The sequence below is a fragment of the Streptomyces rubradiris genome (assembly GCF_016860525.1).
Taxonomy (GTDB): domain Bacteria; phylum Actinomycetota; class Actinomycetes; order Streptomycetales; family Streptomycetaceae; genus Streptomyces; species Streptomyces rubradiris.
Window position 1 is genome coordinate 5,201,300 of sequence record NZ_BNEA01000015.1, and the last position, 13,326, is coordinate 5,214,625.

Sequence of the window (13,326 nt, forward strand, 5' to 3'; positions counted from 1 at the left end):
GCCGTCAGGACGTACGCGGCACCGAGGCGGCCCCCCGCGCCACCCCACAGGGTCATGCACCGGCCGCAGTACGCCCGTGGCACCCCCGTCGGCCCCCGGTGTGACGCGCCCGCCCTCAAGACTCGTGCGGCACCCCCGTGGACCCCCGCACCATCAACTCCCCCCGCACCGAGGCGATCCCGCCCGGCGGGGGCTCCTCGCGGCCCATCGCGACGCGGCCCGCGCGGGCGCCCGCCTCCGCGAGGGGCAGGCGGACCGTCGTCAGGGAGGGGACCGCGTCGATGCTGAAGGGAAGGTCGTCGAAGCCGGCCACCGAGACGTCCTCGGGGATGCGCAGCCCGGACTCGCGCAGCGCGGCGCACGCGCCGAGGGCGACGGAGTCGTTCGCGGCCACGATCGCCGTCAGGGACGGGTCCCGGCGCAGCAGCTCCAGCGTGGCCTCGTAACCGGACCGGCGGTCGTAGCGGCCGTGCACCGTCCAGCGCGGGTCCTCCTCGACGCCCGCCGCCGCGAGCGCGGCCCGGTGGCCCTCCAGGCGGTGCCGGGTGGTCGTACGTTCCACGGGCCCGGCGATGTAGCCCAGGCGGCGGTGGCCGAGGCCGAGCAGATGGGCGGTCAGCGCGCGGGCGCCGCCCCGGTTGTCGAAGGTGAGCGCGACGGCGTCGGTGTCCGGCGCCGGCGGACGCCCGCACAGCACCACCCGGGTCCCGGCGTCCGCGAGTTTCCGCAGCTTGGCCGCCACCGCCGCCGCGTGCTGCGGGTCCTCCACGGCCCCGCCGGTCAGCACCACGGCCGCGGCCCGCTGCCGCTGGAGCAGCGTCAGGTAGGTCAGTTCCCGCTCGGGCGATCCGCCGGTGTTGCAGACGACAGCGAGCCGCTCCCCGCCGGCGCGCCCGCCCGGCCCGCCGATCTCGCCCTGGATCGCGCTCGCCATGATCCCGAAGAAGGGGTCGGCGATGTCGTTGACGAGGATGCCGACCAGGTCGGAGGTGGCCGCGGCGAGCGCGCTGGCGGGGCCGTTGAGGACGTAGTCCAGCTCGTCCACCGCCCGCAGCACCCGTTCCCGGGTGGCGGCGGCGACCGGGTAGTTGCCGTTCAGCACGCGCGACACCGTCGCGGGGGAGACCTGGGCGCGGGCCGCCACGTCCGCCAGGGTCACGGTCATCTCGTCGTCCTCCGGTCACGCGTCGTGTCGTACGGCCTCGTAGACAACCAGGTCTGTGTCCTGGTTCCGAGCCGACCTTACGGCCAAGGCCCCCCGCTTGTTCGCTCCCTCGAACAACTCGGCCGCGGTCTTGTACAGACCACGTCGAGAGGCTAGCTTCTCCCCTTGTAGAAAGCGCTTGCTACACCGGACCGCGAAAGGGACTCACGTGACACGCAAGACGGTGCGAATCGCCATGAACGGCGTGACCGGGCGCATGGGCTACCGCCAGCACCTCGTCCGGTCCATCCTCGCCCTGCGCGAGCAGGGCGGACTCGACCTCGGCGACGGCACCGTGCTGTGGCCCGAACCGATCCTGCTCGGCCGCCGCGAACACGCCCTGCGGGACATCGCCGGCCGGCACGGCCTCGACCACGTCTCCACCGACCTCGACGCCGTCCTCGCGGACCCGTCCGTCGACATCTACTTCGACGCCCAGGTCACCTCCGCCCGCGAGGAGGCCATCGCCAAGGCGATCGCGGCCGGCAAGCACATCTACACCGAGAAGCCCACCGCCACCGGCCTGGACGGCGCGCTCCGGCTGGCCCGCCTCGCCCACGACAAGGGCGTCAAGCACGGCGTCGTCCAGGACAAGATCTTCCTGCCGGGCCTGCTGAAGCTGAAGCGCCTCATCGACGGCGGCTTCTTCGGCCGGATCCTCTCCGTGCGCGGCGAGTTCGGCTACTGGGTCTTCGAGGGCGACTGGCAGCCCGCCCAGCGCCCCTCCTGGAACTACCGCGCCGAGGACGGCGGCGGCATCGTCGTCGACATGTTCCCGCACTGGGAGTACGTGCTGCACGAGCTGTTCGGCCGGGTGACGTCCGTCCAGGCGCTGGCCACCACCCACATCCCGCAGCGCTGGGACGAGCAGGGCAAGCCCTACGACGCCACCGCCGACGACGCCGCGTACGGGGTCTTCGAGCTGGAGGGCGGCGCCGTCGCCCAGATCAACTCCTCCTGGGCCGTGCGCGTCCACCGCGACGAACTGGTGGAGTTCCAGGTCGACGGCACGGAAGGATCGGCCGTGGCCGGCCTGCGCAACTGCCGCGTCCAGCACCGCAGCGCCACCCCGAAGCCGGTGTGGAACCCGGACATCCCCGCCACCGAGGTCTTCCGCGACCAGTGGCAGGAAGTGCCCGACAACACCGAGTTCGACAACGGCTTCAAGGCCCAGTGGGAGCTGTTCCTCAAGCACGTCTACGCCGACGCCCCCTACCACTGGGACCTGCTGGCCGGAGCCCGCGGCGTCCAGCTCGCCGAACTGGGCCTGAGGTCCTCCGCCGAGGGCCGCCGCATCGACGTCCCGGAGATCTCGCTGTGACCCTCCACCTCCCCGCCGCGGACGGCACCCTGCGCGCCTACGAACCCCGCACCGAGCCGCTCGCCTTCCCGCCCGGCGCCCCCGTCACCTCCCGTACGGTCTTCTCGGCGGCCCACGTCGTCGCCGACCCCCTCGCCGACGTCACGCCCGACTCACCCGCCGCCGTCGACTGGGATGCCACCCTCGCCTTCCGCCGCCACCTGTGGTCCCACGGGCTCGGCGTCGCCGAGGCGATGGACACCGCCCAGCGCGGCATGGGCCTGGACTGGGCGGGCGCGGCCGAACTGATCCGGCGCAGCGCGGCGGAGGCCCGTGCCGTGGGCGGCCGGATCGCCTGCGGCGTCGGCACCGACCACCTGCCCGCCGGCAGCCTCGCCGAGATCCGCGCGGCCTACGAGGAGCAGCTCGCCGTGGTCGAGGAGGCGGGGGCCCAGGCCATCGTCATGGCCTCCCGCGCCCTGGCCGCCACCGCCCGCGGCCCCGAGGACTACCTGGAGATCTATAGCCATCTGCTGCGCCAGGCCGCCGAGCCGGTGATCCTGCACTGGCTGGGCCCGATGTTCGACCCGGCCCTGGAGGGCTACTGGGGCTCGTCCGACCTGGACGCGGCCACCGGCACCTTCCTGGAGGTCATCGCCGCCCACCCGGACAAGGTCGACGGCGTCAAGATCTCCCTGCTGGACGCCGGCCGCGAGGTCGACCTCCGGCGCCGCCTCCCGCAGGGCGTGCGCTGCTACACCGGCGACGACTTCCACTACCCGGAGCTGATCGCGGGCGACGACCAGGGCTTCAGCCACGCCCTGCTCGGCATCTTCGACCCGCTGGGCCCGCTGGCGGCGCAGGCGGTACGGGTCCTGGACACCGGTGACGTCCAGGGCTTCCGCGCCCTGCTGGACCCCACGGTGGAGCTGTCCCGGCACCTGTTCCAGCCCCCGACCCGCTTCTACAAGACGGGCGTGGTCCTCCTCGCCTGGCTCGCGGGCCACCAGGACCACTTCGCGATGGTCGGCGGCCTCCAGTCGGCCCGCTCCCTCCCGCACCTCGCCCGCGCCTACGAACTCGCCGACACCCTGGGCCTGTTCCCCGACCCGAAACTGGCCGAGGAACGCATGAGGACCCTGCTGTCGCTGTACGGAGTGACCCGATGAACCCCGGCCTCGCCCGCTTCTCCGTCAACCAGATGACGGTCAAGCAGCTCTCCCTCCCCGAACTGGCCGACGCCTGCGCCCGCTTGGGCATCGGCAACGTGGGCCTGTGGCGGGAGCCGGTCCGGGCGTACGGCGTGGAGGCGACCGCCAAGCTGGTCCGCGACGCGGGCCTGACGGTGACGACCCTGTGCCGGGGCGGCTTCCTCACGGCGACCGGTCCGGCCGAGCGGGCCGGGGCCCTGGCCGACAACCGCGCGGCCATCGAGGAGGCCGCCGCGCTCGGCACGGACACCCTCGTCCTGGTCTCGGGCGGCCTCCCGGCGCCCAGCAAGGACCTGCGCGGCGCCCGCGAACGCATCGCCGACGTCCTGGCCGTCCTGGCCCCTTACGCGGCCGAACGCGGCGTACGCCTCGCCATCGAACCCCTGCACCCGATGTACGCGGCCGACCGCTGCGTGGTCTCCACGCTCACCCAGGCCCTGGACCTGGCCGAACGCTTCCCGGCGGACCAGGTGGGCGTCACCGTGGACACGTACCACATCTGGTGGGACGACCAGGCCCCCGCCCAGATCGCCCGCGCGGGCGCGGCGGGCCGCATCCACACCTTCCAGCTCGCCGACTGGACCACCCCCCTCCCCGAGGGCGTCCTCAACGGCCGCGGCCAGATCGGCGACGGCGCGATCGACATGCGCGAATGGAAGGGCTACGTAGAGTCGGCCGGCTACACCGGGCCCATCGAAGTGGAGTTGTTCAACGAGGAGTTGTGGGCACGGGACGGGCGGGAGGTACTGGCGGAGACGGCCGAGCGTTTCCTCGCGCATGTGATCTGACAGGGCCACTCCCGTACGACCCCTCCGGGGGATTGGGCGCGGGGTGGTAACGGAGTATGGTCCGCCAACACCATTGGTTGTCGGGGGACTTGGTGGGCCATGCCTGAAGAGGGAACGAGATTCGTCGAGGCGTTCAAGGCCGCGGTGAGGCCCGAGCCCCGGCGGATCCACCGCACGGAGCGACAGGGCGCGTTACCCGCGGTGGTGCTGTGCGATGACGGGGCCGCGGGAGGTGATCCGGATGCCGCTGCCGTCGCGATCAGGGAACTGGCGGCGTACGTGTGCCCCGATGCCGCGCACAGAGGGGCCCGGCACGCGCTGATCGAGCCGGGCCGGCTCGTCGCCGGGCCGGACCGGACCGTGTGCGACGAGGTGATCGACCAGCTGGAAAGCGCGGAGCTGAACGGCGTCGGGCGGCTGCGGCTGCCCGAGGTCGCGCTGCTGAGGAGCCTGCTCAAGTGGGACCCCGACGCAGGCCCGGACGGGGCCAAGGAACCCGCCGTCAGGCTCCGCGACTACGCGTACGAAAGGCTGTGCGACTGTCACAAAGGTCTCATGGCGTTGCGCTGGCTGGCCGGAGGACAGCAGCCGGACCTCGGCGCCGGCCGGGGACTGCGGGACTTCCTCTTCATCCTGCTCCCCGTACCGCTGTTCTACTTCCTGCCCCGGTGGTTGTGGACGCTCCGCCGCGACCGGCGGCTGCTGCGCCAGGCGAAGAGGTTTCCCTGGTGGGCCTTCGCGCGGGGCAGGGAGGCGCACCCGGAGGCCGGGCGGTTCTTCGACACGGCCATCGCCTGGCGTCGTCGCCTGCGCGACGCCGAGGGCCACGAGAGGGCCGAGCTGATGGAGCGGGCGATGTGGGCCGCGCTGCTGTCGGACCTGCGGCACGCCAACCGTCCCGGGCGGCTGCGGCCCTACCGCCGGCGCCGGAGGACCCGGTGTGTCGTGCTGCTGTCACCTCCCGCCGGCAACGGTCAGCGGGAGGTCTTCGACCGTTGCCTGAAGGCGTACGAGGACGCCTGCGCGGTGATTCCCTACGCGTCGGTCGTCCTGGTGGCGGGCATGAGGGGCGAGGGCACGAGGAGCCTCGCCGATGTCGCCGCGCGGTGGAGGCCGCAGCGCACGCCCGAGCGGCAGACGGCACGCCTGTCGGAAAAGCTCCCCGAGCACGGAGTGCGGGTGCCTCCCTTGCCGGTGCCGTATTTCCGGCCGGTCGCCCGGGCCGGGGGTGAACTGGCCATCGAGGTCACGGCGTTGGCCGCCGCGTTGAGTGTGACCGCCTGGCTGGTGCTGACAGGTGCCCCTTCTCGCGGACACGCTCCCTCCCGCGCACACAGTCTCACGCCGTGCCTCGGCGGGGACTGGACCTCGGGGGCGTCCGCACCGCCGGTCCCCGCGTCCCCCGCCTCACCCGAGGAATACGCGCAGGCCCGCCGGATGATCACCGAGGAGAACCGCCGGGTCGACGAGACGGCACCCGCCGGGCACGTGCGTACGGTCGTCTATCTGGGGGCGAGCCGCGGCAACACCCGGTTCGGCTCGGGACTTCCGGAGCTCCGCGGTATCGCCCTGGGCCAGCGGGAGGCGAACAGGACCGCCCAGAGCGATATGAAACACGGGGTCTGGCTGAAGGTCGACGCGCGGGACGCGGGTGTGCGGTTCGAGCACGCCGCCGATGTGGCGCGACAGATCGTCCGGAAGGCCGCCGAAGACCGGGACGTCATCGGCGTGGTGGGGTTCTCGGAAAGCCGGGAGGAAAGCAGGAAGGCGATCGCCGAGCTGACCGCGGCGAGGATTCCGGTGATCATCAGCACCTCGACGGCCAACGCCATGCTTCCCAGCCGCAACTCCGGGTTCGTCCATCGCGTCTCTCCGGTCAACAGCCGGGAAACCGCCGTGGAGGCCGCCTTCGTCAAGTACGGGGCGATCATCGGGAACGACTCCCGCGACTGCCACACGGCGCGGGCCGCGGTGGTGGTACGGGACCCCAGCGACCTGTACAGCAACGAACTGGGCGAACAATTCGGCGCGCAGTTCGAGAAGCTCACCCGCGCCCGCCCCTACAACGTGGCCTACTACCAGACGAACGCGTCCGCCGTCCCGGCGCAGACCCCCGACTTCAGCACCGGCGACATCTCCCAGGTCGCCACAGCCGTCTGCTCCCAGTTGCGCAAAGGCGACCGGACCCTGCTGTACTGGGCGGCACGGGCAGAGGACTTCAGGACGTTCCTCAAGGAGTTCAACCAGGGCACCGCCTGCAGCAGCCGGCACCTGACCGTACTCGGCGGCAACGAACTGACCAACGCCGCCCTCGCCGGTGAATTCCCCGGCGGTGACCGGCTGCGGCTTTATCACACCGCGCACGCCCTGCCCGTGGGCGACAAACGGCGCACCCAGACGGCGACGGAATTCAGCGAGGAATACGCGTCCACGTGGAAGAACGATCTGTGGAGCAACGACGGCCACGCCGCCCAGGGCCGGGACGCGATCAGCCTCATGGCCAAGGCGGCTTCCACCGTGGCCACCGGTGATCAGACGGTGACCAGCGAACTCGTCCAGAACACGCTCCACAACGGGATAAACCGAGTAGGAGCGAGCGGAGCACTCCGCTACCTCCCCGGTGACGCCGACCCCCAGGACAAGCCGGTGATCATCCTCCGCCACTTCGACAGGGGCAACCCCGTACCCGTCCTCGTCTGCGGGGCCTTCGACCTCACACCGGCGAATGATTACACCCGCTGGGGGCCGGACCGGCAGTACGAGTGCCCGACCGATCAGTGATTCCGGAGCGGTGGTGAAGGTCATGACCGACAAGCCGGGTCCGCTGGAGCGGATCGACGGCCGCTGGGTCCTGGGGGACGACCCGGCGGCCGGAACCCTCTCGCACCGCCGACACCCGGAAGAAGCGCGTGAGCCGACCAGCAGAACCAGACCCCGGCCCAGACCCTGACGAAGCACTTCTAGGGTGTCATCGACGCCGGATGCACCCCGGCCCGGCCCATCCGAGGGAACGCCCATGTCCGACACCCACCGCCAGCCGATCCCCACCGACCGTGCTCTCGGCCCCGGCAAGACGCCCGTCCCCGATGAAGAACGGCACCTGGCCACCACCGTCGCGGCCCACCCGATGCTCGGCAGCGTCGGCGCCCTCGCGAGGCTGCTCGCGCACCTCCCTCCGGAGCTGCCCCTCTGGCTCGACGAGCACGTCCGCTGGGACCCGGACGAACGCCTGAAGCAGCAGCTCCTCACCGTCACCCCACGCATCGTCTGGGTGGACACGGCCGACGAGACCGAGGACGCCTCCATGGAGCCCGGTCTGGAGCTCGGGACGGTGTGCATCCCCTTCGACAGCACCCCGGACGTCCAGGCAGCCGTGGCCGTCCGCCGGGACCTGCTGCCCGCCGACCCCTACGCCAGTGCCGAGGAGCGCCTGGAACAGGGAGACGTTCCCGGCGCGCTGGGGGACCTCGCCACCCTCCTCCAGGACATCGCCGCACTGCTCTCGGACGTCACCGACGGCTTGGACAGGGGCTCCCCCGACACCGAGTCGCTGCGCGTCGAGGCGTCGACGATCGGACAGGCCGCCGCGCGGATCGCCCGGCTGGCGAAGACCGGCCCGGAGGGGGACCGCGGCTGACCGGCTGCACCCGCGGCACTCGGCGGACGAGCAGACCGCCGCCCGGCGGAAGCGCGCCTCGGCCCCGCTGCCGGCCGCCGGCACCCCGGTGTACGAGGGCCCGGCACCGTCCGGCCGGGTCCTGTGCCTCAGCCGCACCGGGTTCCAGGAGCTGCTTGGCAAGGCCACTGCCGGCGACACGATCCGCATCGCCGACGCGGGTCCGCACCCGGCGGCGCGGCCGGCACCATCACGTCACCTCGTCACCGCCGCCCGGCCGTCCTGAGCACTACTGGAGCACGACGTCCAGGGTGCCGTTCACGCGCGGGCCGGTGGTGCGATCTCGGTGATCAGGGCGCGGACGCGTTCTTCGATCTCGTCGCGGATGGGGCGGACGGCGTCGACGCCTTGGCCGGCCGGGTCGGGGAGCCGCCAGTCGAGGTAGCGCTTGCCGGGGAAGACGGGACAGGTGTCGCCGCAGCCCATGGTGATGACGACGTCGGAAGCCTGTACGGCTTCCACGGTCAGCACCTTGGGCACCTCGGCGGAGATGTCGATACCGACCTCGGCGAGCGCTTCGACCACGGCCGGATTGACCGTGCCGGCGGGGGCGGAACCCGCGGAGCGCACCTGGACGCGGTCACCGGCGAGGTGGGTGAGGAAGGCGGCGGCCATCTGCGAGCGTCCGGCGTTGTGGACGCAGACGAACAGCACCGACGGTTGTCGCGGGGTGTCAGGCACGGGTGGGCTCTTCCTGCGGTGTGGGGGCGGTCGGACTGGCGAAGTAGCGGCGCGCGTACAGGGCCACGTGGACCAGTCCGATCAGTACGGGTACTTCGATGAGCGGTCCGACGACGCCGGCCAGGGCCTGTCCCGAGGAGGCGCCGAAGGTGGCGATGGCCACGGCGATGGCCAGCTCGAAGTTGTTGCCCGCGGCGGTGAAGGCGAGCGTGGTGGCCCGCGGGTGGTCGAGTCCGACGGCCCGGCCCAGCAGCATGGACCCCGCCCACATGAGCGCGAAGTAGACCAGCAGCGGCAGCGCGATGCGGGCCACGTCGAGCGGCCGGCCGGTGATGGCGTCGCCCTGGAGGGCGAAGAGGAGGACGATCGTGAACAGCAGGCCGTACAGGGCGAACGGGCCGATGCGCGGGATCAGTTCCGCCTCGTACCAGGATCGGCCCTTGAGTTTCTCGCCGACGCGGCGGGTCAGGTAGCCGGCCGCGAGCGGGATGCCGAGGAAGACCAGCACGCTGCGGGCGATCTCCCACACGGACACGTCGAGTCCGGTCTGTTCCAGGCCGAGCAGGCCGGGCAGGGCCTGGAGGTAGAACCAGCCGAGCGCGGAGAACGCGATCACCTGGAACACGGAGTTGAGCGCGACCAGGACGGCCGCCGCTTCCCGGTGTCCGCAGGCCAGGTCGTTCCAGATGACGACCATGGCGATGCAGCGGGCGAGACCGACGATGATCAGCCCGGTGCGGTACTCGGGCAGGTCCGCCAGGAACAGCCAGGCCAGCGCGAACATGAGCGCCGGACCGATGATCCAGTTCAGCAGCAGCGAGGGCAGCAGCAGGCGCCGGTCCCGCGTCACGGTGCCGAGCCGGTCGTAGCGGACCTTGGCCAGCACCGGGTACATCATCACGAGCAGGCCCAGCGCGATCGGCAGGGACACCCCGCTCACCGTCACGGTGGCCAGCGCGTCGCCGAGCCCCGGCACCAGACGGCCGAGGCCGAGGCCCACGGCCATGGCGGCGAGGATCCACACGGCCAGGTAGCGGTCCAGGAACGACAGCCGTCCGGCCACGCTCCGTTCAGGCGCGGCAGTGCTCATGAGCCGGCACCGGCCCTCTCGCCACGGTCGGACACCGGAGTGCCGCCGGGGCGCGACAGGATGCCCGCCAGCCGATCGGTCGTCTCCGGCAGCAGCCAGTAGTACACCCACGTCCCGCGCCGCTCGCAGTCGATCAGACCGGCCTGCCGCAGCAGCTTGAGGTGGTGCGAGATGGTCGGCTGCGACAGGTCGAAGGCCGGGGTCAGCTCGCACACGCACACCTCCCCGCCCGCCTTCGAGGCGATCATCGACAGCAGCCGCAGCCGGACCGGATCACCGAGCGCCTTGAAGACTTTCGCCAGGTCGACGGCCTGTTCTTCGTCCAGCGGAGCGGTCAGCAGCCCCGGGCAGCACGCGTCGGCGCCGCCGGTTGCTTCGACCACCACAAGCTCTTGCTTCGACATACGTCTATGTTGACAGCCTTCGATCCAGCCCGCAATGTTGCATCGACGGATATCAATCCAAGCGGATGGGAGTACCGCCATGTCCCGCGCTCAGCTCGCCCTGCGTGTCAGCGACCTGGAGGCGTCGATCACCTTCTACTCGAAGCTGTTCGGTACCGAACCGGCCAAGCGGCGCGAGGGGTACGCCAACTTCGCCATCGCCGAACCCCCGCTCAAGCTCGTCCTCATCCAGGGCGAGCCCGGCCAGGACACCCGCCTGGATCATCTCGGCGTCGAGGTCGAGTCCGCCGGCCAGGTCACCGCGGCGACCGAACGCCTCAAGGACGCCGGCCTGGCCACGTTCGAGGAGAACGACACCTCCTGCTGCTACGCCCTCCAGGACAAGGTCTGGGTCCACGGCCCCGGCCGGGAGCCCTGGGAGGTCTACGTCGTCAAGGCCGACGCCGACACCCTCGGCGAGAGCGCCCGGACCGGGCCGAGCGACGACGACTGCTGCCCGGTCCGCTGAAGTTCAGGCGTTGTAGCCGCCATGGGCGTCCAGCACCGCGCCCGTGACGTACGACGCGGCGGGGCTCGCCAGGAAGGCGATCGCCGCGGCGATCTCGTCGGGGTGCCCCATGCGTCGCAGGGCCAGCGAGTTCAGCAGGGCGTCGAGGGTCTCGGGGTCCGGCGGTTGCATGCCGCCCTCCATCAGTCCGGCCTCCACGACGTTGGCCGTGATGTTCCGGGGTCCGAGGTCGCGGGCGACGCCCATGGTGTACCGCTCGATCCCGGCCTTGGTCGCCGCGTAGTCGGCGAGTCCGGGGGCGCCGACGCGGGAGCCCAGGCCGGAACTCACCGTGATGACGCGACCGCCCGTGCGCATCACCCGGGAGGCGGCCCGGATGACGGCGATCACGCCGAGGTAGTTGGTGGCGTGCATCCGGTCCAGTGCGGCGGTGTCGGCGTCCGGGTCGTCCACCCTGCGGCCCTGCTCCACCGAGATCGCCGCGTTGTTGACGAGGATGTCCAGCCCGCCGAAGTGCGCGACCACGTCATCGATCAGGGCCGGTGCCCGGCTCGTGTCCGCCTGGTCGGACCGGAAGGCGACGGCCTTGGCTCCCTTGCCGAGCACCTCGTCGGCGACGGCCCGCGCCTGCTCCTCGGAGCTGACGTAGGTGAAGGCGACGTCGGCGCCCTGCTCGGCCAGCAGCCGCACGGTCGCGGCCCCCAGTCCGCGCGACCCGCCGGTGACCAGGGCGACCTTGCCCATGAGTGGCTTGCTCATGCTTCTCACCTCGCTGATTGACCCTCCTGGCAGTCGAAACATTAGTTGTTACGACCGTTGGTCGCAACCAAAGCTGTTACGACTGTGCCGTCGTAACATGAGACGTTGCGGTCGGGAGGAGAAGGCCATGAGCGCCAACAGCAGGCTGACCATCGCCGCGCACGCGCTGGCATGGATCGGGCTCTATCAGCGCCATGGCCACGAGGTCGCCACCTCCGAGCAGATCGCGACCAGCGCGAACACCAACCCCGTGGTGATCAGGCGGCTGCTCGGCGAGCTGCGCAGGGCCGGGCTCGTGGAGTCCCGGCGGGGCGTGGGCGCGGGCTGGTCGCTGGCGCGCGAGCCGTCGTCGATGACCCTGCTCGACGTGTACGAGGCGGTGGAACCCGGCCCTCTCTTCGCGATGCACCGTGCCACCCCGGACCAGGGATGCGTGGTGGGCCGCGCCATCCAGCCGACGATGCGGAGCATCTACGAGGGCATCGAGGAGACTCTGAGACGCGAACTGGCCCGCGTCACGCTCGAGGACGTAATCCGGGACGTACTCGCGGCATCTAGTGCCGCATCAGGCAACGCTCGCCCTGTCGATTACTTCACGTAGCCGTTCGTCGGCGGCGTGCTTGTTCCGCCAGATGATGTGGCGGCGGATCATGCTGCCCTGCTCCTTGTGGCTGGCATGGTCGGTCCCGTCCAGTGCGAAGTAGCGCAGGGCGGTGAACTGGGCCTCGATGCGGTTGAGCCAGGAGCTGTTTGTCGGTGTGTAGGCAAATTCGACGTTGTTGGCCGCCGCCCAGTCACCGACCCGGGTGTCCTTCTTCGTGGTCAGATGCGGGGAGAAGTTGTCGAGCACGATCGCGATCCGGATGTCGGCCGGGTAGAGGCTGCGCAGGTACCGACAGAACTCCAGGAACCTTGTGCGGTTCTTCTTGGGCTTGATGGTCCGTAGAGCTTGTCCCGGGCCAGATCGTAGGCGGCGAACAGGTGCCGGACCCCGTGCGGGCGGGTGTAGGTCGCCCGCCGGCGAGGTCTCGGCTCCCGGTCGGGGTCCTTGTGCCGTCCTCCGCGCTCTGCCCACTGCCGGCCAGGGTAGGGCTGGAGGTTGAGCGGACCGAACTCGTCCAGGCAGAACACGACTTCGGGCTCACCGTCCTCGGGTATGACCTCATCGTCAGCGACCGCGTAGAGGTGCTCGACACGGGCCTTCTTGGCGGCGTAGTCGGGGTCGCGGGAGGTCTTCCACGTCTTTATGCGTTGAAAGGACACGCCCTCCTCACGGAGCAGGACCCGAAGGCCCTCGTGGCTGATGTCGTCGACCACCCCCTCGGCGACCAGGAAGTCGGCCAGCTTGGCCAGACTCCAGGTCGAGAACGGCAGGCCGTGTTCGGACGGCTTGGACTTGGCGATCTTCTTGATCTCACGCCGCTCGGGCAGGGTGAATGTCCTGGGCCGGCCGCCCTTGTACTTCGGGTAGAGCGCCTCGAAGCCGTCGGCATTGAAGTCGTGGATCACGCCCCGGACCCGGTCCGCGCTGGTGAACGTCACCTCGGCGATCTTCGCAACCGGCATGCCCTGCGCGGACAGCAGCACCATCTGCGCGCGCCGCCAGGTCACCATTGAGCCGGAGCCGCGGCGAATGATCCTCAGCAGCCGCCAGCCCTCGTCGTCATCGATCTCGCGTAAGCACACCCGTTCTGCCACGCACAGA

The 13,326-nt window shown here is 71.0% G+C and carries 12 protein-coding genes and 1 pseudogene; 7 read left to right on the forward strand and 6 right to left on the reverse strand.

All coding sequences use genetic code 11. The features are described 5' to 3' along the window. Positions 1 to 115: 115 nt before the first annotated feature. Entirely contained in the window at positions 116 to 1,165 is a 1,050-nt protein-coding gene (locus Srubr_RS36380; protein ID WP_189995642.1) for a LacI family DNA-binding transcriptional regulator, read from the reverse strand. A 208-nt stretch (positions 1,166 to 1,373) separates the two neighbouring features. On the opposite strand from Srubr_RS36380, the gene Srubr_RS36385 reads away from it, so the two are divergent. The 5 genes from Srubr_RS36385 (at position 1,374) to Srubr_RS36405 (ending at position 8,140) form a co-directional block, all read left to right on the forward strand. Next, on the forward strand, positions 1,374 to 2,525 hold the full coding sequence (locus Srubr_RS36385; RefSeq protein WP_189995640.1) for a Gfo/Idh/MocA family protein: 1,152 nt from the start codon (positions 1,374 to 1,376) through the stop codon (positions 2,523 to 2,525). Then, positions 2,522 to 3,673 (forward strand): dihydrodipicolinate synthase family protein, encoded by a 1,152-nt coding sequence (locus Srubr_RS36390; RefSeq protein ID WP_189995638.1) that lies wholly within the window; start codon positions 2,522 to 2,524, stop codon positions 3,671 to 3,673. Before Srubr_RS36385 ends, Srubr_RS36390 begins: the two co-directional genes overlap by 4 nt. Next, positions 3,670 to 4,503, forward strand: coding sequence for a sugar phosphate isomerase/epimerase family protein (locus Srubr_RS36395; protein ID WP_189995636.1), 834 nt, complete (start codon positions 3,670 to 3,672; stop codon positions 4,501 to 4,503). Before Srubr_RS36390 ends, Srubr_RS36395 begins: the two co-directional genes overlap by 4 nt. A 99-nt stretch (positions 4,504 to 4,602) precedes the next feature. Further along, positions 4,603 to 7,284: a type 1 periplasmic-binding domain-containing protein gene (locus Srubr_RS36400; RefSeq protein WP_189995634.1), complete on the forward strand. Its 2,682-nt coding sequence runs from the start codon at positions 4,603 to 4,605 to the stop codon at positions 7,282 to 7,284. Between the two features lie 235 nt (positions 7,285 to 7,519). Further along, complete coding sequence (locus Srubr_RS36405) at positions 7,520 to 8,140, forward strand: hypothetical protein (RefSeq protein WP_189995632.1); 621 nt, start codon at positions 7,520 to 7,522, stop codon at positions 8,138 to 8,140. A gap of 297 nt (positions 8,141 to 8,437) precedes the next feature. Here Srubr_RS36405 and Srubr_RS36410 read toward each other — a convergent pair whose 3' ends face one another. The 3 genes from Srubr_RS36410 to Srubr_RS36420 are packed head-to-tail and all read right to left on the reverse strand — an operon-like array spanning position 8,438 to position 10,354. Beyond that, a complete protein-coding gene (locus tag Srubr_RS36410) occupies positions 8,438 to 8,860 on the reverse strand; it encodes an arsenate reductase ArsC (RefSeq protein WP_189995629.1) in 423 nt (140 codons plus the stop codon). Then, entirely contained in the window at positions 8,853 to 9,950 is a 1,098-nt protein-coding gene (gene arsB / locus Srubr_RS36415) for an ACR3 family arsenite efflux transporter (RefSeq protein ID WP_189995628.1), read from the reverse strand. Before arsB ends, Srubr_RS36410 begins: the two co-directional genes overlap by 8 nt. Further along, a complete protein-coding gene (locus Srubr_RS36420; RefSeq protein WP_189995625.1) occupies positions 9,947 to 10,354 on the reverse strand; it encodes an ArsR/SmtB family transcription factor in 408 nt (135 codons plus the stop codon). The genes arsB and Srubr_RS36420 overlap by 4 nt, the downstream gene beginning before the upstream one ends. Before the next feature lie 79 nt (positions 10,355 to 10,433). Between Srubr_RS36420 and Srubr_RS36425 the strand changes: the two genes are divergently transcribed. Then, positions 10,434 to 10,862 carry an ArsI/CadI family heavy metal resistance metalloenzyme gene (locus tag Srubr_RS36425; RefSeq protein WP_189995624.1) on the forward strand — a complete coding sequence of 143 codons (429 nt, stop codon included), beginning with the start codon at positions 10,434 to 10,436 and terminating at the stop codon, positions 10,860 to 10,862. Positions 10,863 to 10,865: 3 nt separating this feature from the next. Here Srubr_RS36425 and Srubr_RS36430 read toward each other — a convergent pair whose 3' ends face one another. Next, the gene (locus Srubr_RS36430; RefSeq protein WP_189995623.1) at positions 10,866 to 11,621 is read right to left on the reverse strand and encodes an SDR family NAD(P)-dependent oxidoreductase; all 756 of its coding nucleotides are present in this window, start codon (positions 11,619 to 11,621) and stop codon (positions 10,866 to 10,868) included. 127 nt (positions 11,622 to 11,748) lie between these two features. Between Srubr_RS36430 and Srubr_RS36435 the strand changes: the two genes are divergently transcribed. Further along, positions 11,749 to 12,222, forward strand: coding sequence for an Rrf2 family transcriptional regulator (locus Srubr_RS36435; RefSeq protein ID WP_189996010.1), 474 nt, complete (start codon positions 11,749 to 11,751; stop codon positions 12,220 to 12,222). Here Srubr_RS36435 and Srubr_RS36440 read toward each other — a convergent pair. Then, positions 12,187 to 13,319: pseudogene (locus tag Srubr_RS36440) on the reverse strand (IS630 family transposase). The gene Srubr_RS36435 and the pseudogene Srubr_RS36440 sit on opposite strands and share 36 nt — an antisense overlap. Positions 13,320 to 13,326: the final 7 nt, after the last annotated feature.